The sequence below is a fragment of the Polaromonas sp. P1_F8 genome, from assembly GCF_056405635.1.
On sequence record NZ_JBFUBS010000001.1, the window covers coordinates 942,724 to 964,319 of the forward strand.

Here is a 21,596-nt window from a genome sequence, read left to right on the forward strand (position 1 = left end):
GTCTCAGTGCGTGCTAGGTATCTGGTGCATTGGCTTTAACGCAAACCATCCCATTTGGCAATGGCGCTGGCGGCCAGGCCGCCTACCCGGGCATGAATGCGCGGCCCCGTGCTCATGGCCAGAATAAAAACAATTTCGTCCGGCAAGGGGGCGCCCGGCACGCGCACCTCCATCGCATCAAAATGACTACGGACATAGCTGGCATTGATGTGCGTCAAGGGAACATCAAGCGCCGTACCCGGCGCACCCACCTTTTTTGTGGAAGGAACAATGGACAAGGCGTTACCGGGCTGGCCGGTTTTTTCCTCGGCCTGTCCACGGGCATAAGCGTTGCGATCGCCTTTCCAGCCCAGCAGTTCACGCATCGCGTACCCGCCAGGCACATGCCAGAGCGCACCATGCTCCAGTTCCCCGGCCGCGCCCACAATCGCTCCTTTTCCGTAACCCTCAATATGTTCGGCTGGCACATCCATCGCGGCGCGCAAACGCTCAGCCATCTGGATACCCACGGGCTGAAGCTGATCCATCATTGGCAGGATGTTGGGCTCATACCGCCCCGCAAACGGGTTGGTTAGCACCGCGCCAATTGCGCCGCGAAGCAGAGGCACCGGCGCTACCGGACCGAATTCATGCCGTATCTGCTCCACGTGCGTAAAAATACGCCGGATTTCAATCATGGTGTAGGGTCCATTCATTTCATTAAGCAAATACCGAACCAGCCGGCACTGCAGCCCTGTGTTTTTGCAATCGCTGCGATGTTTTATCAGAGGTGGTTATCAGCTGGTTTTGACAAACCAGCGCGGCCGACCAAATCAGTCCCGCCGCCTGCAGAGCCTGGGCGCGTTCAAGCCCGGCGCGCAGTGCACGCCGAACCGTCTCCGCCTCCAGCAACGGGACCTCAACTGTCACCAGCATTTCGCCAAGGTCGGTGTCGTCCTTCAGGTCACAAGCTCTGCTGCGTTTGATCCGCACATCGGCAACATCGACCGCATTCGCAATCATGGTGGCTGCGGCATCCGCTTGCGCGGAGGTACGCGCGAGGACTGTGACGCTGTCGGCAATACCCAGCGAAAAGCTTCGCCCTCGCCAACCGCTGGTAGCGACGCCGCGAACTGGAATTGCACTGGAAACCTCGAATTGCCCGTCCGTATGAACACCGGCCAATACCTCGTTTACATCAAGGCGTGCCAGATCCGCATACAGCCCGATTCGCACCGATTGCGCCGGCGCCAAATGCAGGGCAATATCGCCGCCGTTGTTGATCCAGGCGCGGTCTATTCCGCTATTGGCATAACAGGCGACCAGCTCCTGCGCGACCGCACCTGCAACGGCCGCCATCGGGGTGATGAAATCACGCCGGTAAGGGTGGCATGCATTCCACATGCGCCGGGCAATGCCTCCTTCCAGATGGCATTCATCCAGTACCGGCTGCCGCAGAAGATGAAGTTCCCCGACCAGCTCGCCGAGGATACTGCGGAAACGCTCCCACGCTTTGGCATGTGCGGCCTCGACCGCAGCCGGCCTTCCGTGGGCGCCAATAACGATATCCATCGGCCCGTGCTGGAAATGCCAGCGCCCATCGGGAAGTTGCATGCGTTGAGGGTTCATGTGCAAGCGCCTCAGCCCAATAAGGGAGGACGCGCCAGAGGCCAAGGGTTGGCGGAAGGCAGTTTGGCCCATTCCAGGGCTACAGGTGCACCCTCGTTGTGCCAGGCACCGCGACGCAACACATCCTCCAGCGTGCGCACATAGTCCATGTGCCCGCCCAGCGCGCGATAGTCGTCAAGCTTCATGCTGAATTCAATGGGAGCCACGATGGCCGGCGTGGGAACGGTTCCGAAGCTGTTGTCCGGCATGCGCATGACATCAGCCATCAGGGTGATCCCTCCACCGGGCCAGACGTAGGCAGGAGCCCCACCACAGGTCACATTCACCAGGGAATTCTTGATGGCGCGGGTCAGCAAAACCGGATTTTCAGTAACGCCCGCCCGCAGGCTGCCGCCGGCTCCGGCAAGAAAGAGCACCGTCGCCAGCGAGGGCTCGCAGTTTTCACCGATACGCTCAACGACATGGCGTACTTCCGTCGGCATCTCTTGCTCAACGGGAACGAGCTCCTCATTGAGCACATACCAGCTTGCATGCTCACCGGTAGTGGATGTCATCAACAGGCGCAGGCCTGGCCAGGCGACGTTCCCGTCCCATGCCTCAATGATGGACAGGGGATCGGCGATATCTGTCCCACCCCAGCCCGTTCCGGGATTGGCCACCTGAAAATATCGCCCCGGCGTGGACTTTCGTCCGCGCATCCGGATACCTGACGCACGCATATCGAGACAACGCCCCGCCTGATGCTCGGTCAGCACACCGGTAATGTGGTCGTCGACCACCACCACCTCGTCAAGCTTGCCGAATAACTGCTTCGCAAAAATTCCGACCGTAGCCGACCCGCAACCCACGCGCATGCGTTCTTCCTCAACGCCATTCACGACAGGCGCACGGCCAGCCTGAATCAGTATCTGGGAACCACCGTCAATCGTGAACTCCACGGCCTGCTTGTTACCGAGCGCCTTCATCATTTCGACCGTGACACGGCCCTCTTTCTTGCTGCCTCCCGTCAGGTGGTGCACCCCCCCCAGGGACAACATCTGCGAGCCATACTCGGCCGTCGTCACATGCCCGATTACCTCCCCCTTGCAGCGTACATTGGCCTGCTCGGAACCCAGGAAGCGGTCAGTGTCAATTTTCACCTTGAAGCTGCAGTAGCTGAAAATTCCTTCGGTGACCACAGTGACCAGATCAACACCGGCCGCTTTCGATGAAACGATAAATGGCGCTGGCTTGTAGTCGGGATAGGTTGTGGACGAACCCACACCCGTGACAAAGACTTCGTCAGCCAGCAGAAGATCGCCATCCCACGAAACCACTGACGCACCATCCACGTCACCGGACAGATTCTCCGGCGCGGAAAGTCCGGCATCAGTGCGCCCCGCAAACGGCACAATATGCGCCCCCTCGCCGGACAGCGTACGGCGCAACAGCAACACCGGGTCGACCCGGACAAGCGTTCCGCAATGGTTGGCATAGCGATCGCAGGCTCCGCTGCGGCCCTCGGAAATCTGGCATAGAACCGGGCAGGCATTGCACTCGATTTTCTCGCTGTTCATTCGCTCGTTTCGCGGCCGGGCCTTTTCCAAAACCTGCGGAAACGTCAAGGCATCCATGCCTGGCAAGCCGTCCGTCTTTGTATGTTCAGTCATCGTGCTCGTCTTTCTGCCGCCTTCACCATTCCGGGGCGAATTCACCAATGTAGTGCTCACTTAATTTACATGTTGCATTCACTACATGTAAGATTCAATGTAGCGCATACGGATTTCTCATGCAATAGTATTTACATGGCCTTCGTAAACTTATCTAAAAATGTTGTGCACACTGAATTTAAATGTTGCGTTCACTACATTAGTGTGGCACATTCCCCCTGTAGCGACGCCGTTTGGCCGTCACATGCATTCCCATCGGCCGCGCAATGGAAAAATCGACTCGTAAACTGGCAGATCCTGGTCGAGAAGCTACGAGACACTAACGCAACCGCTCTAATTCACCGTCACTCCTTGATAACACCATGAGCGCTTTCAATGAAGAAACCGTGTTGTCCGTCCATCACTGGACTGATCGCCTGTTTACCTTTACCACCACACGCGACGCCTCACTGCGCTTTAGCAACGGCCACTTCACCATGATCGGGTTAAGGGTCAACGACAAGCCTTTGCTGCGTGCCTACAGCATCGTGAGCCCCAATCATGAAGAGCATCTCGAGTTCCTCAGCATCAAGGTCGCGGAAGGCCCCCTGACGTCGCGGCTGCAACACATCAAGGTCGGCGACAAAATCATCGTTGGGCGCAAGCCAACCGGCACACTGGTGATTGATTACCTGCTGCCGGGAAAACGGCTTTACCTGCTCTCGACCGGCACGGGCCTGGCGCCGTTCATGAGCATCATCCGGGACCCGGAGACTTACGAACGGTTTGAACAGATCGTGCTGGTCCATGGCGTGCGGCAGGCAGACGAGCTGGCCTATCACGACCTGGTTGTGGACCACTTGCCCCAACATGAGTTTCTCGGTGAGCTGATCTCCAGGCAGTTGCTGTACTACCCTACCGTTACGCGAGAGACTTACCGCAACATGGGCCGGGTCACCGACCTGATCGAAAGCGGGAAGATGTTGACCGACCTGCAGTTGCCGGCACTGGATCCGGCGCATGACCGGGTGATGATCTGCGGCAGCCCCGCGATGCTTAAGGACCTCAAGCACATGCTCGAAGGCAAGGGCTTCATCGAAGGCAATACATCCAAGCCGGGAGATTTTGTGATCGAACGCGCCTTTGCCGAACAGTAAAAATGGCCCAGCGTTTGCTTTCAACTCATTGCATTACCGTGGGAAATTGCTCCTCACACCTTCTCGCTTGATCACGCATAAACCGCGACTGGACACCTCTAGATGACAGCGAAGACGGCCAAAACCATCAAGCCGCGCACTGCCACAAACAAACGCACGGTAGCCAAGCGGCCCGGAGTACGGGAGCAAGCCGCCCAGACCACGCGCGACAACATTTTGCGCGCAGCCACCCGCGTCTTCGCGCGCTACGGGTATGACGGCGGCAGCGTAGAGAAAATATCCAGGTCGGCCAAGTCATTTGACCGCATGATTTATTACTACTTCGGCAGCAAGGAAGGCTTGTTCATCGAAGTGCTGGAAGACATGTACCGCCGCATGAATGATGCCGAGCTCGAGTTGTCGCTGGACATCGAGCACCCCGTGGAATCACTGACAGACGTGATTTGCTTCGTGGTGTCCTACTACAGCAAAAATCCGGAGTTCATCACGCTGCTCAACACCGAGAACCTGCACCGCGGCAAGCACATTGCCAAATCCCAGCGCGCCCGGGATTACTCGTCTCCCGCCATCGCCATCATCCGGCAACTGCTGGAAAGCGGTGTGCGCAAGAAAATTTTCCGGGCAGATATCTCCGCCCGCAATGTCTATCTGCTGATCGCCGCCACCGGCTACTTCTACATCTCGAACCGCCACACGCTGTCAGCCTTCCTCGGCGAAGACCTGCAGACGCCTGAGGCACTGGCGCAATGGCAGGCCTTCATCATCAGCACCGTGCTGCGCACCGTCATGCTGAATCCTTGAGCTCAACCCCACGCATTTGAAAGGCCACCCATGGCAGAAGCGGCATCAAGCGGAAAATCAGGAAAGGTCGTCATCAGGAACATTGGCCTGCTGCTCTCCGGAGACATCGACCAACCTGTCCTGGACGCGGACACCATTGTCGTGAATGACGGCCTCATCGTGGCTATCGGAAAGGCCAAGGACTGCGATACGGTGCATGCGCAGACCGTGATTGACGCGCACCAGACTTGCGTGGCACCTGGCTTGATCGACAGCCATGTGCATCCGGTTTTTGGCGACTGGACGCCGCGCCAGAACCAGATCGGCTGGATTGACTCCACCATGCACGGCGGCGTCACCACCATGATTTCCGCTGGCGAGGTTCACTTGCCGGGGCGTCCCAAGGACATTGTCGGCCTCAAGGCGCTGGCCATAACCGCACAACGGGCATTCGACAACTTCCGCCCAGGCGGCGTCAAGGTACTTGCCGGTGCACCCATCATCGAAAAAGGCATGACCGAACAGGATTTCAAGGACCTTGCCGACGCCGGCGTAACCTTACTAGGCGAGGTGGGCCTGGGTTCAGTCAAGGCGGGCTACGAAGCCAAGGAGATGGTGGGTTGGGCGCGGAAATACGGCATCCAGAGCACCATTCACACCGGTGGCCCTTCCATTCCCGGCTCAGGCCTGATTGACAAGGACGTGGTGCTGGAAGCGGACGCCGATGTCATCGGCCATATCAATGGCGGTCACACGGCGCTATCGGAAGCACATGTTTGCGAACTCTGCGAGAAATCGTCACGCGCCATTGAGATTGTCCACAACGGCAATGAGAAGGTCGCGATTGCTGCCGCTCAGGCGGCACTGCAACTCAAGTGCCCCCACCGCGTCATCCTCGGCACGGACGGGCCCGCGGGGTCCGGTGTCCAGCCGCTGGGCATGCTGCGCCTTATCGCTCTCCTTTCCAGCCTGGGCAATATCCCGGCGGAGCTGGTTTTTTGCTTTGCCACGGGCAACACCGCGCGCATTCGCAAACTCAATTGCGGCTTGATAGAAACAGGCCGTGATGCTGATCTGGTCTTCATGGACAAAGCCCAGCACTCAGCGGGACTCAACCTGCTGGACAGCGTGCAACGCGGGGATATTCCCGGCGTTGGGATGGTGATGATTGACGGCCTGGTTCGCTGCGGCCGCAGCCGCAACACCCCGCCGGCCACGCAGATCCCCAGCATTGTTCCGGCCTGATACGCAGGCGCTTGCGACTTGCCATCGCGTTTTCCCCAGACACGATTGCGTCGAGCTAATCTTCGGGCAATCCTCTGACGTCGATCTCAAAGACCGCCGACCGGATACTTCAACAAATATTCGATCCAAACAAAAAAGCCGGTTAGCGTTAGCTAACCGGCTATCTGTTGGTTTTATTGGTCGGTGTGAAAGGATTCGAACCTTCGACCCCTTGCACCCCATGCAAGTGCGCTACCAGGCTGCGCCACACACCGACAAGCCTTTTATTATAGCGTGCCGAAAATGCTTCTCAGTGCCCGGCGCTGAGGAGATCACGAATTTCAAACAACTCGCGCCGTACCAATTGCAGTCGTTGCTGAGCCGCGCTGCCACTGGGCAAATCCGCGCCATCCGGCTCGCTGTCTTCGAAGTCCGAGTGGTCACTGGAATCCTCAAAATCCTCCAGCAGGGATTCGCCGCCTTCCAGCACCTCCACGCCATCAAGCATGACTTCGCCATTACGGCGCTTGTCGCGTTCGGTCTGAACGATTTCCTGAAGCTTGTTGCGTGCGCCGCTGATGGTGAAGCCCTGGTCATAGAGCAAATCACGGATCCGGCGGATCATCAGCACCTCATGGTGCTGGTAGTAGCGGCGGTTGCCACGCCTTTTCATCGGGCGTAGTTGCGTGAACTCTTGCTCCCAATAACGGAGCACGTGAGGTTTGACACCGCACAAATCACTGACTTCACCGATGGTGAAATAGCGTTTCGCGGGAATGGGTGGGAGCGTTTTCTCCAATTAAATCAATGCGCTAAGGAGGAAACCTCCAAATCTACTCTAAGTCGAAACTTAGCGCAAAGAGTTGCGCTGGTTTTTTGGTATGTGTTGTTCCGTCACACAGGTGACATTTAATTACAAACACCTACTCGTATACGTAAATCCGGCGGACGAAGCCACCGGGTTTAGTACTTATTCGGCAACAGTTTCGCCCTGGATCTGGTCTTTGAGCTTATGGCTGGCGTGAAATGTCACCACCCTGCGGGCCTCAATGGGGATGGCTTCCCCGGTTCGCGGGTTGCGACCGGGGCGAGGAGCTTTGGTGCGAATCTGGAAATTACCAAATCCGGAAATTTTCACGTCATTTCCGTCCACCAGGCTGTCCGAGATCAAGTCAAAAAACGCGTCGATCATGTCTTTTGATTCGCGTTTATTGAGCCCTATTTGTTCAAACAGAAGTTCGGCCAGATGCGCCTTTGTCAGCGCCGGGGTTTCCAGGCTTTCTACAGAAAAATCCATGCAACGGTACTCCTGGCGACTTTTATTGTGAGCGGTATTCGTGAAAGGTCAGGCCCGCAAGCGGGCACCCAACTGACCTTGCAGATTGTCGAGCACCGACTGAACGGCCGCCTCAATCTCCTCGTCTGTCAGTGTAGCGGCGCCGCTCGAAAGCACCAAGCGCACCGCCAGGCTTTTTTCGCCGAGCTGCATGTTCGCGCTTGCCTGCTGCGGCCGATAGACGTCAAACAACGTCGCTCCCTTGAGCAGTCCTTTCGTATTGGCGCCATGGATGGCCGACATCAGCGCGGCATGGCTGACACCCTCCGCCACGATGACGGCGATATCACGCTCTACCGGCTGTAGCTTGCTGACCGGCTTGAACTCGGGCACCGGCCGTTGCAGCACGGCATCCAATTCCAGCTCAAACAGGAGCGGCGCCTGGGCCAGGTCGTAGCCCTGGCGCCACTGCGGGTGCAGCTCGCCCACAAAGCCGATCGACTTGCCGCCTACAGACACGCTCGCGCAGCGGCCGGGGTGCATGGCGGGGTGCGCCGCAGGCGAAAAGACAGCCTGAAGCGGCGCGAGCAAAGCCTCCACGTCGCCCTTGATGTCGAAAAAATCCACGCCCTTGTCAGGCTGGCTCCAGTTCAGTGCCGCCCGAGGGCCATAGGCCAAGCCAGCCACACGCATGGGCTGGTTGAAGCCGGCCACGGTGGTATCGGTGTTCTGGGCATCTGCGTCACGCAGGAAAACGCGGCCCAGTTCAAACACGTTCACGCGGGGCGCCTTGCGGTCCAGGTTGAACTTGAGCACCTGCAGGAGCGAGCCCAGCAACGAGGAGCGCATCACGCTCATCTGGCTGGCGATGGGATTGAGCAGCTTGATGGGGTTGGGATTACCGGCAAGCTCATGCTCCCAGCGCTCTTCCACGAAGCTGAAGTTAATGGTTTCCTGGTAACCCAGTGACGCCAGGGCGCGACGCACGCCAAAGGGGCTGCGTTCGGCTTCAGCGCGCAACCTGGCGGTGATGGGGGCCAGCGGCGGCGTCTCGGGAAGCTGGTTGTAGCCCACCATGCGCACCACTTCTTCAATGAGATCTTCTTCAATCTGCAGATCAAAGCGGTAGCTGGGCGGTGTCACGGTCAACGTGCCCTCGCCCTGCGTCACCGGCAGGCCGAGGCGCTGGAGCGCATCGAGGCATTGAGCCTGTGTGAGCGGCATGCCGATCACCTTGGCTGCACGCGCCACCCGCAAAGTGACTGGCACCGCTTTGGGAACGTTAATCTGCTGGTCATCCATGGGGCCGCACACCGTTTCCGGTGTGCCGCAGATGTCGATGATCAGCTGGGTGATGCGCTCGATGTGCTCGACGGTCTGCCCGGGATCAACGCCTCGCTCAAAACGGTGGCCTGCGTCGGTCGAGAAGTTATAACGGCGCGAGCGACCAGCGATGGCCTTGGGCCACCAGAAGGCGGCTTCGACGTAGACATGTTTCGTGTCGTCCGAGACGGCGGTCGCATCGCCGCCCATGATGCCGGCCAGCGACTCCACCTGCGCGTTGTCGGCAATCACGCCGACCTTTTCGTCAACCGTCACGGTATTGCCGTTAAGCAGCTTGAGCGTCTCGCCGGGCTTGCCCCAGCGGACATCGAGCCCGCCATGGATTTTTTCGAGGTCAAAGATGTGCGAGGGACGGCCCAGCTCGAACATCACGTAGTTGGAGATGTCGACCAACGCCGTCACGCTGCGCTGGCCGCAGCGGGCCAGGCGATCGACCATCCATTGTGGTGTGGTGGCTTTCGTATTGACGTTGCGCACCACGCGGCCGGAAAAGCGGCCGCACAAGTCGGGCGCGCTGATCTTGACCGGCAACTTCGTGGTGTCAGCGGCCGTCACGGCGTGAATGGCCGGCGTCTTCAGCGGGGCACCCGTGAGCGCCGCGACTTCGCGCGCGACGCCATACACGCTCAGGCAATGCGCCAGGTTGGGCGTGAGCTTGAGGGTGAACAGGGTGTCGTCGAGCTTTAGGTATTCACGGATGTCCTGGCCCAGCAGCGCATCGGCCGCCAGTTCGAGCAGGCCACCGTGGTCTTCGGAGAGTTTGAGTTCGCGCGCGGAGCACAGCATGCCCTGGCTTTCCACGCCGCGCAGTTTGCCGACCTTGATCAGGAAGGGCTTGCCGTCTTCACCGGGAGGCAACTCGGCGCCGACCAGGGCACATGGCACCTTGATGCCGACGCGGGCGTTGGGTGCACCGCAAACGATGTTGAGCAGGCTGCCCTGCCCCACGTCGACCTGGCAGACGCGCAGGCGATCGGCATCCGGATGCTGGACGGCTTCCTTGATTTCGCCAACAACAATCCTGGTGAACGGAGGCGCCACCGGCTTGAGTTCTTCGACCTCCAGGCCGGCCATGGTGAGTGTGTCGGCGAGCTGCTGGGTCATCAAAGGCGGGTTGCAGAATTCGCGCAACCAGGATTCTGGGAATTGCATGGTCTAACCTTGTTTTTCTTGTTCTTGTTATTTCAGGACTGAAACTGGGAGAGGAAGCGGATGTCGCCGTCGAAGAAAAGACGCAGGTCGTTCACGCCGTAGCGCAGCATGGTCAGGCGGTCAGGGCCCATGCCGAAGGCAAAGCCGATGTATTTCTCGGGGTCCAGCCCCATGTTGCGCACCACGTTCGGGTGCACCTGGCCAGAGCCGGCTACTTCCAACCAACGGCCTGCGAGTGGGCCAGTCTGAAACTGAATATCGATCTCGGCGCTGGGCTCGGTGAAGGGGAAGAAGCTGGGCCTGAAACGCAGCACCAGGTCGTCGCTTTCAAAGAAGGTGCGGCAGAAATCGGTAAAGACGAACTTGAGATCCTTGAAGCTGACGTTCTCGCCAATCCACAGGCCTTCGCACTGGTGGAACATGGGGGAGTGGGTGGCGTCACTGTCGACGCGATAAGTGCGGCCCGGCGCGATGACACGTATCTCCGGCATGCGGCCGCCGGCATCGATCAGCGCGCGGTGCTTTTTGACATGCTGGACGGCATAGCGGATCTGCATGGGGCTGGTGTGGGTGCGTAGCAGGTTGGGCGCTGTCTCGGTGCCGCCCTCCACATAGAAGGTGTCGTGCATCGAACGTGCAGGATGGTCTTCAGGTGTATTGAGCGCAGTGAAATTGAACCAGTCGGTCTCGATCTCGGGACCTTGGGCCACGTCGAAACCCATGGAGCTGAAAATGCCTTCGATGCGTTCCAGCGTCAGTGACACGGGATGCAAGCCGCCCTGCGTGCGCTGACGGCCGGGCAGGCTCACGTCGAGCGCCTCGGCCTTGAGCTGCTTTTGCAATTCGGCGTCCGCCAGAGCCTGACGGCGCTCGGTCAACGCGGCTTCGATGGCCTGCTTGGCCAGGTTGACGGCGGCGCCACGGGACTTCTTCTCTTCGACGCTGAGCGCGGCCATGCCTTTCATCAATTCCGTGACGCGGCCGGTTTTTCCCAGGAACTGCGCCTTGGCGTTTTCCAGATCGGCGGGTGTGTTGGCCTGCGCAAAACTGGCCTGGGCGCTGCTGACCAGTTCCTGGAGGGCATCGGGTTGAGTCATGTGTTCTCTTGTTCGAAATACAAAATAGCGAAGGCGCTTTCAGCAGCACTCTTGTTCCGGGAATACTGCAGGAAGGGCCATGAAAAAGGGCCAGAGCCTTTTCAAGCTCCAGCCCTTTATTTTCTTGCGCAAGCAGCTATTGATTTAATAGCACCAACACTGCCCGGCTTGAAAATCAGGCAGCCAGCTTGGCTTTCACCTGTTCAACGATGGCGCCGAAAGCAGCGCTGTCATGAATGGCCATATCGGACAGAACCTTGCGGTCGATCTCGATGCCGGCTTTCTTCAGGCCATTGGCAAACTGGCTGTACGTCAAGCCGAATGAACGGCTTGCAGCGTTGATACGGGCGATCCACAGCTGGCGGAACACGCGTTTCTTGGTACGGCGGTCACGGTAGGCATATTGCCCAGCCTTCATTACCGCTTCTTTGGCGATACGGAAGACATTGCCGCGGCGGCCGCGGAAACCTTTTGCAAGGGCTAAAACTTTTTTGTGGCGGGCGCGAGCCGTTACACCACGTTTGACGCGAGGCATGTGTGTACTCCTTGTTCGTCGTTAATTAAATGCCCTGGCCTGGGAGCATCTGTGCCATGTGACCCATATTGGTCTCATGAACAGTCACCGCACCACGCAGATGGCGTTTGTTTTTGGTGGTCTTCTTGGTCAGGATGTGACGTTTGAAGGCTTGGCCGCGCTTGACGGTACCACCCGGACGAACGCGGAAACGCTTTTTAGCGCCGCTCTTGGTCTTCATTTTGGGCATGTAAATGCTCCTTTTCATTTGTGCTCGTGAGGCGCTGCGAACCTTCCGCAGACTTGATGGCCCCGAGACACTTGTTAAGCGAGAAATCTTGCGACTTCTCACTGCTCGCAAAAGGTTTGACCCTTCTGCTTTTGGAAAGCCGGCTTGCACCTGCTTTCACCGGAACGCCGCAAAGCGCCCCTTATCTTTACCCTCTGCCCGCCAGCCTCAGGCTGCGGACGGTGCCGGAGCCGTCTCGGCCGCCGGCTTGGCAGCACCCGGTTTTTTACGGCCCGGCGCGATCATCATGACCATCTGCCTGCCTTCAAGCTTGGGGAACTGCTCCACCACAATCAAATCGGCCAACTCATCACGAATACGCGCCAGCAGGGCCAAGCCCAGTTCCTGGTGCGTGATTTCGCGACCGCGAAAACGCAAGGTAATCTTGCATTTGTCGCCTTCTTCCAAGAAGCGCTTGATGTTGCGCAACTTGATGTTGTAGTCCCCATCGTCCGTGCCGGGCCGGAATTTGATTTCCTTGATCTCGATCACTTTTTGCTTGGACTTCGCTTCCGCCGCCTTCTTCTGCTCGGCGTACTTGAACTTGCCGTAATCCATCAACCGGCACACGGGTGGAACCGCTGTGGGGGAGATTTCGACGAGGTCCACATCGGCCTCACCCGCAAGGCGCAGTGCCTCGGTGATGCTGACAATGCCCAGCGGCTCATTGTCTGGCCCGCTCAGACGTACTTCAGGGGCCATGATTTCACGGTTCAAGCGATGCTTGCGTTCTTCACGGTGACGGCGGTCACGAAATTCAGTAGCGATGGTTCTATCCTTTAACTCTTGCTATAAAAGCTATAGCTGCTTGCGCCCGTCCCGTAAGGACGACAGGCCAAATTCATCAACAATTTTGTTAAAAATCAGGCTTTTTTCGCGATGTCGGAAGCGATCGTTTCAGCGAAGGCTTCGAGAGGCATCACTCCAAGGTCTTTGTTACCCCGGGCGCGCACTGCAACGGCACCTGCCGCTTTCTCCTTATCGCCTACGACAAGGATATACGGCAGCTTTTTCATCGAGTGCTCCCGTATTTTATACGTAATTTTCTCGTTGCGCAGGTCCAGATTGACCCTAAGCCCTTGATTTTGCAGTGTTTTGGCAACTTCCCGGGCATATTCAGCCTGGGAATCGGTGATATTGAGCACCGAGACCTGCTCGGGAGCCAGCCAGGTCGGCAGTGCGCCGGCATGCTCTTCGATCAAAATCCCGATAAAACGCTCCAGGCTGCCCACAATCGCACGATGCAGCATCACAGGGCGGTGACGGGCGCCGTCTTCACCCACATATTCGGCGTCAAGACGCTCCGGCATCGAAAAATCGACCTGCATGGTGCCGCACTGCCACTGGCGGCCAATGGCGTCTTTCAGTGTGTATTCGATCTTCGGGCCGTAAAAAGCGCCGTCGCCGGGGGCAATCTCAAACTCGCAACCGGACGCGCGCAGGCTTTCCATCAAGGCGTGCTCGGCTTTGTCCCAGCTTTCATCCGACCCGATGCGGGCCTCGGGACGGGTGGCGACCTTGTAGATGATGTTCTTGAAGCCGAAATCTGTGTACACCTTCTGCAGCAAGGTCGTGTAGTCCACGCATTCCTTCAGGATCTGATCTTCGGTGCAGAAGATATGGCCGTCGTCCTGCGTGAAGCCGCGCACGCGCATGATGCCGTGCAACCCGCCCGAAGGCTCGTTGCGGTGGCACTGGCCGAACTCGCCGTAGCGCAGCGGCAGGTCGCGGTAGCTTTTGATGCCCTGCTTGAAGATCAGGATATGGCCGGGGCAGTTCATGGGCTTGAGCGCATATTCGCGCTTTTCACTCTCGGTCGTGAACATGTTGTCACGGTACTTGTCCCAATGGCCGGTTTTTTCCCACAGCGTCTTGTCGATGATCTGCGGGCCTTTGACCTCCTGGTAGCCGTTGTCCTGGTAGACCTTGCGCATGTACTGCTCGACGCCCTGCCAGACCGTCCAGCCTTTGGGGTGCCAGAACACCAGGCCGGGCGCGTGGTCGTCGATGTGAAACAGGTCCAGTTCCTTGCCGAGCTTGCGGTGGTCGCGCTTTTCAGCCTCCTCGAGCATCGTCAGATACTGCTGGAGTTCATCCTTCGTGGCCCAGGCCGTGCCGTAAACCCGCTGCAGCATTTCATTGCGGTGATCGCCGCGCCAGTAGGCACCGGCCACTTTCATGAGCTTGAAGAACTTCAGCTTGCCCGTGCTGGGCACGTGGGGGCCGCGGCACAGGTCTTCAAAAGCGCCTTCACGGTAGAGAGACACATCCTCATTGGCGGGAATGCTCGCAATGATTTCAGCCTTGTAATGCTCGCCTATGCTCTTGAAATGCGCCACGGCTTCATCGCGCGGCAGCACGCGGCGGGTTACCGGTTCGTCTTTGGCAGCGAGTTCGGTCATGCGCTTTTCGATCGCCACCAGGTCTTCCGGCGTGAACGGACGCTTGTAGGAGAAATCATAGAAAAACCCGTTTTCAATCACCGGACCTATGGTGACCTGCGCATCCGGGAACAGCTCCTTGACGGCGTAGGCCAGCAAGTGGGCCGTGGAATGGCGGATCATGTCCAGCCCATCGGCATCCTTGGCTGTGATGATGGAAACCGAGCTGTCCTTGTCGATGAGGTAGCTGGTGTCGACCACCTTGCCGTCAACTTTGCCGCCCAGGGCCGCTTTGGCCAGGCCGGTGCCGATTGATGCAGCGACTTCGGCCACCGTGACGGCCTGGGGGTATTCGCGCTTGGAAGCATCGGGGAGCGTGATTTGAATCATGGGAATAACTTTTATAAGCAGGCTGGAATCAGGAAAAACAAAAAAGCGCGGAACCTGCCGCGCTTTGATGGGGGGATATGGATTTAAGCTATGAAATCAGTAGCTAACAATCACCAAGGGGTGCGGACTAGCGCCCTGGATGACTCCAGAAAACGGACGAGGGCGTAGTTCGCGGTGTCATAACCCGAACGATCCTTCCTGTTTCCAGCTTGATTGATTGCATGCGGCTATTTTACGGCAGCTTGCAGACAGCTCGCCGGCGGCCTGTTTGCCGCACGCCACAAAGCCCTATTGCGGTGAGGCCGGCGGCAAAAATCCCAGGCCAAGGCAACGCGGACATTCGGTGATCACCGTTTGTTTTTCGACTTCAAAATGCTCATTGATGTTTTCGCTTTCAATGCGCAGTTCGCCAGTGCCATTGCAATCGGGACAGGGGACACGTTTGAAACCCACGGTTAATTCCGACACGGCAACCTCCTCCAGTTAATGATGCACTTAGTGTGTTCTGTGTAACAAACTGCACTCTACGCTAAAAACGTCCATAAAAAAGCCCGGTCAGGCCCTAAGTCCTGTCCAGGCTAAAAGCTGCGCCTCAAAAAGAGGCGAGCGTCTGGGTAATCGCCAAATGGGTGGACCGGATCAGTGGAACTGCTCTTCTTCGGTAGAGCCGGTCAGTGCGGTCACGCTGGATTTGCCGCCCTGAATCGCGGTGGTCACTTCGTCGAAGTAACCGGTGCCAACTTCCTGCTGGTGCGACACAAAGGTGTAGCCGCGGTCGCGTGCTGCGAATTCGGGCTCCTGCACCTTCTCGATGTATGCCGTCATGCCACGCTTGACGTAGTCCTGCGACAGGTCGTACATGTTGTACCACATGGAGTGGATGCCGGCGAGCGTGATGAACTGGTACTTGTAACCCATCGCGCCGAGCTCGCGCTGGAACTTGGCGATGGTCGCATCGTCGAGGTTTTTCTTCCAGTTGAAAGACGGCGAGCAGTTATAGGCCAGCATCTTGCCGGGGTGAACCTTGTGCACGGCATCGGCGAATTTCTTCGCGAAGTCAAGGTCAGGCGTACCGGTTTCGCACCACACCAGGTCGGCATAGTGGGCATAGGCGTTAGCGCGGGCTACTGCTTGCTCCAGGCCTTTGCGCGTCTTGTAAAAACCTTCAGCCGTGCGTTCGCCGGTCAGGAAAGGCTTGTCGATCTCATCGTAGTCGGAGGTCAGCAAGTCGGCGGCTTCCGCGTCGGTGCGGGCAATCACCAGCGTAGGCACACCGCAGACGTCGGCAGCCATGCGGGCGGCGATCAGTTTCTGGCAAGACTCGCGGGTGGGCAGCAATACCTTGCCGCCCATATGGCCGCACTTCTTGACTGAAGCCAACTGGTCTTCCCAGTGCACGCCGCCAGCGCCAGACTTGATCATGGCTTTCATGAGTTCGAATGCATTCAGGACACCGCCAAAACCGGCCTCGGCATCCGCCACGATAGGCGCGAAGTAATCGATGTACTCCTTGTCGCCAGCATCAATGCCTTTGGAGTGCTGGATCTCGTCCGCACGGCGGAAAGTGTTGTTGATGGTTTCAACGACCTTGGGAACCGAGTCCACCGGGTACAGCGACTGGTCGGGGTACATGGCGGAGTAGCTGTTGTTGTCGGCAGCAACCTGCCAGCCCGACAGGTAGATGGCTTTAACGCCAGCTTTCACCTGCTGCATGGCCTGGCCGCCGGTCAGCGCACCAAGGCAATTCACATAAGGCTCGTTGTGCAGGAGGTCCCACAGCTTTTCAGCACCGCGGCGGGCCAGCGTGTGCTCAATCGGGAAAGAGCCGCGCAGACGCACCACGTCGGCAGCGCTGTAGCCGCGCTTGATACCTTTCCAGCGTGGGTTGGTGGCCCAGTCTTTTTCCAGGGCAGAAATTTGCTGATCACGGCTTAATTGTTCGGTCAAGGTTTGCGGCATGGTGGGCTCCGTAAGTTGAAATAAAGAAATGGCGAATTCGATGGATCAACTTTAAGTCTTCTACAAGACCTTGTGAAGCTCTTATGTCTTATATAAGATAAAAATAAAGCTGAATAAAATCAACGGCATTTAATGATTATCCCGTAATACAAAAATCCATCTCCCATATTGAGAAAAAATTTTGCACTGCAGCATTTACTTATCCCGCATTGCGAAATTGATTTATTGGATTGTGAAATAGAACCGCCCGCCCCTGATTGGCAGGCCACGTCACCGCAAGACGCTCGCATTCCAAGGGCCAGTCCTCACAGCCGGGTCAGCTGTCGCTGGTGCGATGCAGAACCCAATCCCCCAGTGCAATCACCGGTTTTTCATGAATCCGCTCAGGGGCGATCTCATAGAGAAAACACACCAGTTCCGTCGCGTGCCCTGGCTGGCCGGACTCCGATGCCGGTTCCAGCTGTACGGCCACTTCCCGTTTGGTGTACTCACCAGTCTGCTGCGGCCAGACCTCTTCGATCTCGTCCAGTACACGCTCAAGTTCGGGCGACACGGCATACACCTCACCGTAAACCGTACCCGGGCCGGTCAGTGTCAGGCCGGGGTAGCTGCCCAGGTGGTGCATTACGCCCGCCACACGGGCGCGCCCTATCCAGCGGGGTGGCGGCTGCAGGCGGTTGATATCGCGCTGCTCGCCCTTGCGCAAGGTGCCATAAACAAAAACATAACGGACGAGAGGCTGAGGCATTGCTGGAAGGTTTCAGGACGTCGCGAGAGATGTCAGTGATTGGATTGTGGCTTGCCCGGCAAGGTGCGCAGCCATACCCATTAGAAAATTAAGGCATGATTTCAACCTCTGCCTGACCGCTTTCCGGCCAGCACAACCGCAGGGCCCGCGCCGGCTCCGCACCACAGGAGCCTCCAGTTTAATGAACCGATTCGTGGCCTACGCCTGCCTGGCACTCAGCATGTCTCTCGTTGGCAGCTATGTGGCGCTTTCCAAACCCCTCGTCATCGCCTTCCCCGTTTTTTTGCTGGCCTGGCTGCGCTTCGGCATCGGGGGCACGGCTATGCTGCACTGGCTGAAAAAGCCGGCAGGCGAAGTCCCCATGAGCCGGCAAACCGGCCGACTGCTGTTCCTGGAATCCTTTCTGGGCAATTTCCTGTTTTCCATTTGCATGCTGTTTGGCGTCAGCATGACCAGCGCGGTTGCGGCCGGTGTGATCATGGCGTCCATTCCGGCAGCCGTTGCGCTGATGAGCTGGTTCTTTTTGCGCGAGCGCATCGGTGCGCGTGTGTGGGGTGCAGTAGCCTGCGCCGTGATCGGCATCGGGCTGGTTTCGCTATCAAAAAATGAGCTGGTTGCGCCCGCCAGTATTGGGCTGGAGGCCGATTTGGCACACAGAAATGCCTGGCTGGGCAATTTGCTGCTGGTGGGTGCAGTTTTATGCGAAGCGGCCTATGCCGTGATCGGCAAGAAACTGACGGGCGTGCTCAGCCCCAAACGCATCACTGCGTTGATCAACCTCTGGGGGTTTGCCCTTGTCACCCCTTTCGGCCTCTGGATGGCCTGGGGATTTGACTTTGGCAAGGTGGCGCCTTCCGCGTGGCTGTTGCTGCTGTTTTATTCGCTGGCGGCCAGCGTATGGACGGTCTGGCTCTGGATGACCGGGCTCAGGACGATTCCGGCGAACCAGGCCGGCGTTTTCACCGTACTGCTGCCCGTAAGCGCCGCAGCGGTGGGTGTCCTGGTTCTGGGTGAAAAGCTCAATGCCACGCAAATGGGCGCCTTTGCCATCGCCCTGACGGGCGTGGTGCTGGCTACTTTGCCCGGACGGGGTCCGGGAACGCCTGTTCCGGTCGAGCCGCCGCACTGATCTCCCGATCCAGCCGTTTTTGCCGGCGCATCACGGAAACGCTGTAGGCAATGATGCCCAGCGACACTACCGTGATCAGGATCGTGGCGGCCGCGTAAATCGACGGGTTCACCCCGCGCCTGGCATAGCTGAAGATCACCTGCGGCAAAGTCGTCACCCCCGGGCCCGACAAAAACTCGGAAATCACCACGTCGTCAAACGACAGCGTGAAGGTCAGCAGCCAGGCCGACACGAGTGCCGGTGCAATGCTAGGCAGGGTCACGAGGAAGAACACCTGCACCGGCCGGCAGCCCAGGTCCATGGCGGCTTCCTCCAGGGTGCGGTCCATTTCACTGAGGCGCGACTGAATCACTACTGTGGCGTAGGCCATGCCCAGCAGCGTGTGCCCCGTCACGATGGTGATGAAGCCCCGGTCCGGCCAGCCGATGGTCCGCTGCACCGCGACCATCAAGAGGAGCAAGGCCAGACCGATGATGACCTCGGGCATGACCAGCGGGGCGTTCACCAGCCCGTAAAACAGGGTGCGTCCGGTAAAGCGCAGATAACGCACCAGCACGAATGCAGCAAAACTGCCGAGCACCACCGACAGAGTGCCGGTGATCAGTGCCACCTTGAGCGACAGGAAAAAGCCTTCCACCAATCGGGAGTCCGACAGCAGCGCCTCGTACCAGCGCGTGGAAAAGCCGGTGAAAACACCGTCTTGCCGGGTACTGTTGAAAGAAAAGACGATGAGGAAAATCAGCGGGATGTACAGGAACAGGTACACCAGACCCATCCAGATCCGGCTGACGTTGTTTTCCAGAAAGCGGAGGAGTGTTCTCAACACGTTTTTCATGTCAATGCCGTCCTTGCGCGCCGCGGTCGCTGCTGGAGCGGTAGTAAAACGCCAGCGGCACCAGGATCAGGAGGATCATCACGACAGCCAGCGCGGACGCGCGCGGCCAGTTGTTGCTGCTGAACATCTCGTCCCACACCACGCGGCCGATCATGATGTTTTCAGCGCCCCCCAGCAGCGACGGGATCACGAACTCGCCGACGCTGGGAATGAACACCAGCATCGAGCCGGCGATGATGCCTGACTTGCTGAGCGGCACAGTGATCAGCCAGAAAGCCTTCCAGGCGCTGGCGCCCAGGTCATGGGCCGCCTCCAGCAGGCGAAAGTCCATCTTCACCAGGTTGGCGTAAAGCGGCAGGATCATAAAGGGGCAATACACATAGGTCATGCCCACCAGCATGGATATGTCGGTGTAGAGCATCACCATCGGCTCCTGGATGATTCCCAGCGAAATCAGCAGGTTGTTGAGCACACCCTGGTCGGCCAGGATGCCCTTCCAGGCGTACACGCGCAGCAGAAAGGACGTCCAGAACGGCAGCATCACCAGCATCAACAGGGCCGGGCGAATGGCGGGCCGGGACCGGGCGATGAAATAGGCAAATGGGTAGCCGATCACCAGGCACGACAACGTAGTGAGCAAGGCGTACTTTAGCGAGGTCTTGTAGGCCTCCATGTAGATGGTATTGCCGAAACCGCCCACTGCATCGGCCGCGCTGTCGATGAAGATCGAGGCGTAGTTGTTGTAGCGCAGCATGACATGCCAGGAACCTTCGACCGTCTCGATCAGCGGCGCAAAGGGGTCCACGCCATTGCCCATGTCCGTCACGCTGATCCGCAGCAGGATCAGGAAGGGCAATACAAAAAACAGCAGCAGCCAGACGTAAGGCACGCCGATCACGAAGCGCCGCCCCAGGTTGAGTTGTAGCCAGGAAGGAATTCTCATCGCACAGGTGTTGTTATGGGCCGGCTACTGCGTCAATACCACCGGCGCTGAGTCGTCCCACCAGAAGAACACCCGGTCATCCCAGGTGATCAGGGAGCTCTCATGGCGCGTCGTGTTGGTCTCTGTGATCTTCACCGTGCGGCCATTGGCAGTTTCTACGATAAAGGTGTTGTAGCTCCCGAAATAGGCAATCTCCCGCACCTTGCCAGTGAACAGGTTGACGTTCACATCCGGCCGTGTTTTGGCGATATGGATCTTCTCCGGACGCACGGCAATGGCGGCGGACATTCCGAGCGTGCCACTGATGCCGTGCCCGACGTTCACCACCCCCTGGTCGGTCGTGACTTCGCAGCGGTCCGGCTCATCGAGCGTGAGCTCACCCTCCAGCATGTTGACGTTGCCGATAAAGTCAGCCACAAACCGGCAATTGGGGTGCTCGTAGATTTCCTTGGGCGTGCCGACCTGCAGGACACGGCCATGGCTCATGACGGCGATACGGGAGGCCATAGCCATGGCCTCTTCCTGGTCGTGCGTCACCATCACGCAGGTTACACCCACGGACTCCAGGATGTTGACCAGCTCGAATTGCGTGCGCTCGCGCAGCTTTTTGTCCAGCGCTCCCAGCGGCTCGTCGAGCAACAGCAGTTGGGGACGTTTGGCCAGGCTGCGCGCCAGCGCCACGCGCTGCTGTTGGCCGCCTGAAAGCTGGTGCGGCTTGCGTTTGGCAAAGGTCTCAAGCTGAACCAGCTTGAGCATCTCCTGCACGCGCGCCTCGATCTCGCCCTTGGGCATGCCTTCGCGCTTGAGGCCGAAGGCAATGTTGTCCCAGACCGTCAGGTGGGGAAACAGCGCGTACGACTGGAACATCATGTTGATGGGCCGCTCGTAAGGCGGAAACGATGCGATGTCCACACCGTCCAGGAAGACCGCGCCGGAAGTCGGCTTTTCGAATCCGGCGAGCATGCGCAGCAAAGTCGACTTGCCGCAGCCCGAGCTCCCCAACAGCGCAAAGATTTCGCCCTTGTGAATGGACAGGGACACATCGTCCACCGCCGCCACGCCATCAAAGCGCTTGACCAGCTGCTCGGTCCGCAAAAATCCGTCACCGACCGGGAGGGGTAGATTCATGAACAGGGGTTCTC

20 protein-coding genes and 1 tRNA gene are annotated in these 21,596 nt (G+C 58.5%); 4 read left to right on the forward strand and 17 right to left on the reverse strand.

Annotated features, from left to right (window positions below; translation table 11 throughout):
* Nucleotides 1-35: 35 nt before the first annotated feature.
* The 3 genes from AC1D1J_RS04450 to AC1D1J_RS04460 are packed head-to-tail and all read right to left on the reverse strand — an operon-like array spanning nucleotide 36 to nucleotide 3,257.
* Complete coding sequence (locus tag AC1D1J_RS04450) at nucleotides 36-677, reverse strand: amino acid synthesis family protein (RefSeq protein ID WP_477685424.1); 642 nt, start codon at nucleotides 675-677, stop codon at nucleotides 36-38.
* Nucleotides 678-699: 22 nt separating this feature from the next.
* Complete coding sequence (locus AC1D1J_RS04455; RefSeq protein WP_477685423.1) at nucleotides 700-1,608, reverse strand: UPF0280 family protein; 909 nt, start codon at nucleotides 1,606-1,608, stop codon at nucleotides 700-702.
* A gap of 11 nt (nucleotides 1,609-1,619) precedes the next feature.
* Nucleotides 1,620-3,257 carry a 6-hydroxynicotinate reductase gene (locus AC1D1J_RS04460; RefSeq protein ID WP_477694468.1) on the reverse strand — a complete coding sequence of 546 codons (1,638 nt, stop codon included), beginning with the start codon at nucleotides 3,255-3,257 and terminating at the stop codon, nucleotides 1,620-1,622.
* Nucleotides 3,258-3,619: 362 nt separating this feature from the next.
* Between AC1D1J_RS04460 and AC1D1J_RS04465 the strand changes: the two genes are divergently transcribed.
* The 3 genes from AC1D1J_RS04465 (at nucleotide 3,620) to AC1D1J_RS04475 (ending at nucleotide 6,418) form a co-directional block, all read left to right on the forward strand.
* The gene (locus tag AC1D1J_RS04465; RefSeq protein ID WP_477685422.1) at nucleotides 3,620-4,393 is read left to right on the forward strand and encodes a ferredoxin--NADP reductase; all 774 of its coding nucleotides are present in this window, start codon (nucleotides 3,620-3,622) and stop codon (nucleotides 4,391-4,393) included.
* Nucleotides 4,394-4,495: 102 nt separating this feature from the next.
* Nucleotides 4,496-5,194 carry a TetR family transcriptional regulator gene (locus AC1D1J_RS04470; RefSeq protein ID WP_477685421.1) on the forward strand — a complete coding sequence of 233 codons (699 nt, stop codon included), beginning with the start codon at nucleotides 4,496-4,498 and terminating at the stop codon, nucleotides 5,192-5,194.
* Between the two features lie 30 nt (nucleotides 5,195-5,224).
* Entirely contained in the window at nucleotides 5,225-6,418 is a 1,194-nt protein-coding gene (locus AC1D1J_RS04475; protein WP_477693983.1) for an amidohydrolase family protein, read from the forward strand.
* A gap of 177 nt (nucleotides 6,419-6,595) precedes the next feature.
* On the opposite strand, the gene AC1D1J_RS04480 is transcribed toward AC1D1J_RS04475, so the two are convergent.
* The 11 genes from AC1D1J_RS04480 to AC1D1J_RS04530 all read right to left on the reverse strand — a co-directional run bounded on the left by AC1D1J_RS04480 (nucleotide 6,596) and on the right by AC1D1J_RS04530 (nucleotide 17,547).
* Nucleotides 6,596-6,672 (reverse strand) — tRNA-Pro (locus AC1D1J_RS04480).
* A 35-nt stretch (nucleotides 6,673-6,707) separates the two neighbouring features.
* The gene (locus AC1D1J_RS04485) at nucleotides 6,708-7,196 is read right to left on the reverse strand and encodes a MerR family transcriptional regulator (RefSeq protein ID WP_477685419.1); all 489 of its coding nucleotides are present in this window, start codon (nucleotides 7,194-7,196) and stop codon (nucleotides 6,708-6,710) included.
* 171 nt (nucleotides 7,197-7,367) lie between these two features.
* Nucleotides 7,368-7,694 (reverse strand): integration host factor subunit alpha, encoded by a 327-nt coding sequence (locus tag AC1D1J_RS04490; RefSeq protein ID WP_457280348.1) that lies wholly within the window; start codon nucleotides 7,692-7,694, stop codon nucleotides 7,368-7,370.
* Between the two features lie 48 nt (nucleotides 7,695-7,742).
* Complete coding sequence (pheT, locus tag AC1D1J_RS04495) at nucleotides 7,743-10,169, reverse strand: phenylalanine--tRNA ligase subunit beta (protein WP_477693984.1); 2,427 nt, start codon at nucleotides 10,167-10,169, stop codon at nucleotides 7,743-7,745.
* Nucleotides 10,170-10,201: 32 nt separating this feature from the next.
* Nucleotides 10,202-11,266, reverse strand: coding sequence for a phenylalanine--tRNA ligase subunit alpha (pheS, locus tag AC1D1J_RS04500; RefSeq protein ID WP_477685417.1), 1,065 nt, complete (start codon nucleotides 11,264-11,266; stop codon nucleotides 10,202-10,204).
* A 175-nt stretch (nucleotides 11,267-11,441) separates the two neighbouring features.
* On the reverse strand, nucleotides 11,442-11,801 hold the full coding sequence (gene rplT / locus AC1D1J_RS04505) for a 50S ribosomal protein L20 (RefSeq protein WP_348046678.1): 360 nt from the start codon (nucleotides 11,799-11,801) through the stop codon (nucleotides 11,442-11,444).
* 25 nt (nucleotides 11,802-11,826) lie between these two features.
* The gene (rpmI, locus tag AC1D1J_RS04510) at nucleotides 11,827-12,030 is read right to left on the reverse strand and encodes a 50S ribosomal protein L35 (RefSeq protein WP_007870723.1); all 204 of its coding nucleotides are present in this window, start codon (nucleotides 12,028-12,030) and stop codon (nucleotides 11,827-11,829) included.
* 207 nt (nucleotides 12,031-12,237) lie between these two features.
* Nucleotides 12,238-12,837, reverse strand: a complete 600-nt coding sequence (gene infC / locus AC1D1J_RS04515) for a translation initiation factor IF-3 (RefSeq protein ID WP_457280968.1) — start codon at nucleotides 12,835-12,837, stop codon at nucleotides 12,238-12,240.
* 95 nt (nucleotides 12,838-12,932) lie between these two features.
* Nucleotides 12,933-14,840, reverse strand: a complete 1,908-nt coding sequence (gene thrS / locus AC1D1J_RS04520; RefSeq protein WP_477693985.1) for a threonine--tRNA ligase — start codon at nucleotides 14,838-14,840, stop codon at nucleotides 12,933-12,935.
* A 639-nt stretch (nucleotides 14,841-15,479) separates the two neighbouring features.
* The gene (gene aceA, locus AC1D1J_RS04525) at nucleotides 15,480-16,799 is read right to left on the reverse strand and encodes an isocitrate lyase (protein ID WP_477693986.1); all 1,320 of its coding nucleotides are present in this window, start codon (nucleotides 16,797-16,799) and stop codon (nucleotides 15,480-15,482) included.
* Between the two features lie 316 nt (nucleotides 16,800-17,115).
* Nucleotides 17,116-17,547 (reverse strand): gamma-glutamylcyclotransferase family protein, encoded by a 432-nt coding sequence (locus tag AC1D1J_RS04530; RefSeq protein WP_477693987.1) that lies wholly within the window; start codon nucleotides 17,545-17,547, stop codon nucleotides 17,116-17,118.
* Nucleotides 17,548-17,728: 181 nt separating this feature from the next.
* On the opposite strand from AC1D1J_RS04530, the gene AC1D1J_RS04535 reads away from it, so the two are divergent.
* Entirely contained in the window at nucleotides 17,729-18,676 is a 948-nt protein-coding gene (locus AC1D1J_RS04535) for a DMT family transporter (RefSeq protein WP_477693988.1), read from the forward strand.
* Here the strand turns inward: AC1D1J_RS04535 and AC1D1J_RS04540 are convergent.
* The 3 genes from AC1D1J_RS04540 to AC1D1J_RS04550 all read right to left on the reverse strand — a co-directional run bounded on the left by AC1D1J_RS04540 (nucleotide 18,621) and on the right by AC1D1J_RS04550 (nucleotide 21,582).
* Nucleotides 18,621-19,451 carry an ABC transporter permease gene (locus tag AC1D1J_RS04540; RefSeq protein ID WP_477694469.1) on the reverse strand — a complete coding sequence of 277 codons (831 nt, stop codon included), beginning with the start codon at nucleotides 19,449-19,451 and terminating at the stop codon, nucleotides 18,621-18,623. The two genes, AC1D1J_RS04535 and AC1D1J_RS04540, sit on opposite strands and share 56 nt — an antisense overlap.
* A 61-nt stretch (nucleotides 19,452-19,512) precedes the next feature.
* Entirely contained in the window at nucleotides 19,513-20,454 is a 942-nt protein-coding gene (locus tag AC1D1J_RS04545) for an ABC transporter permease (protein WP_477693989.1), read from the reverse strand.
* A gap of 24 nt (nucleotides 20,455-20,478) precedes the next feature.
* The gene (locus AC1D1J_RS04550; RefSeq protein ID WP_477693990.1) at nucleotides 20,479-21,582 is read right to left on the reverse strand and encodes an ABC transporter ATP-binding protein; all 1,104 of its coding nucleotides are present in this window, start codon (nucleotides 21,580-21,582) and stop codon (nucleotides 20,479-20,481) included.
* Between the last annotated feature and the right edge of the window lie 14 nt (nucleotides 21,583-21,596).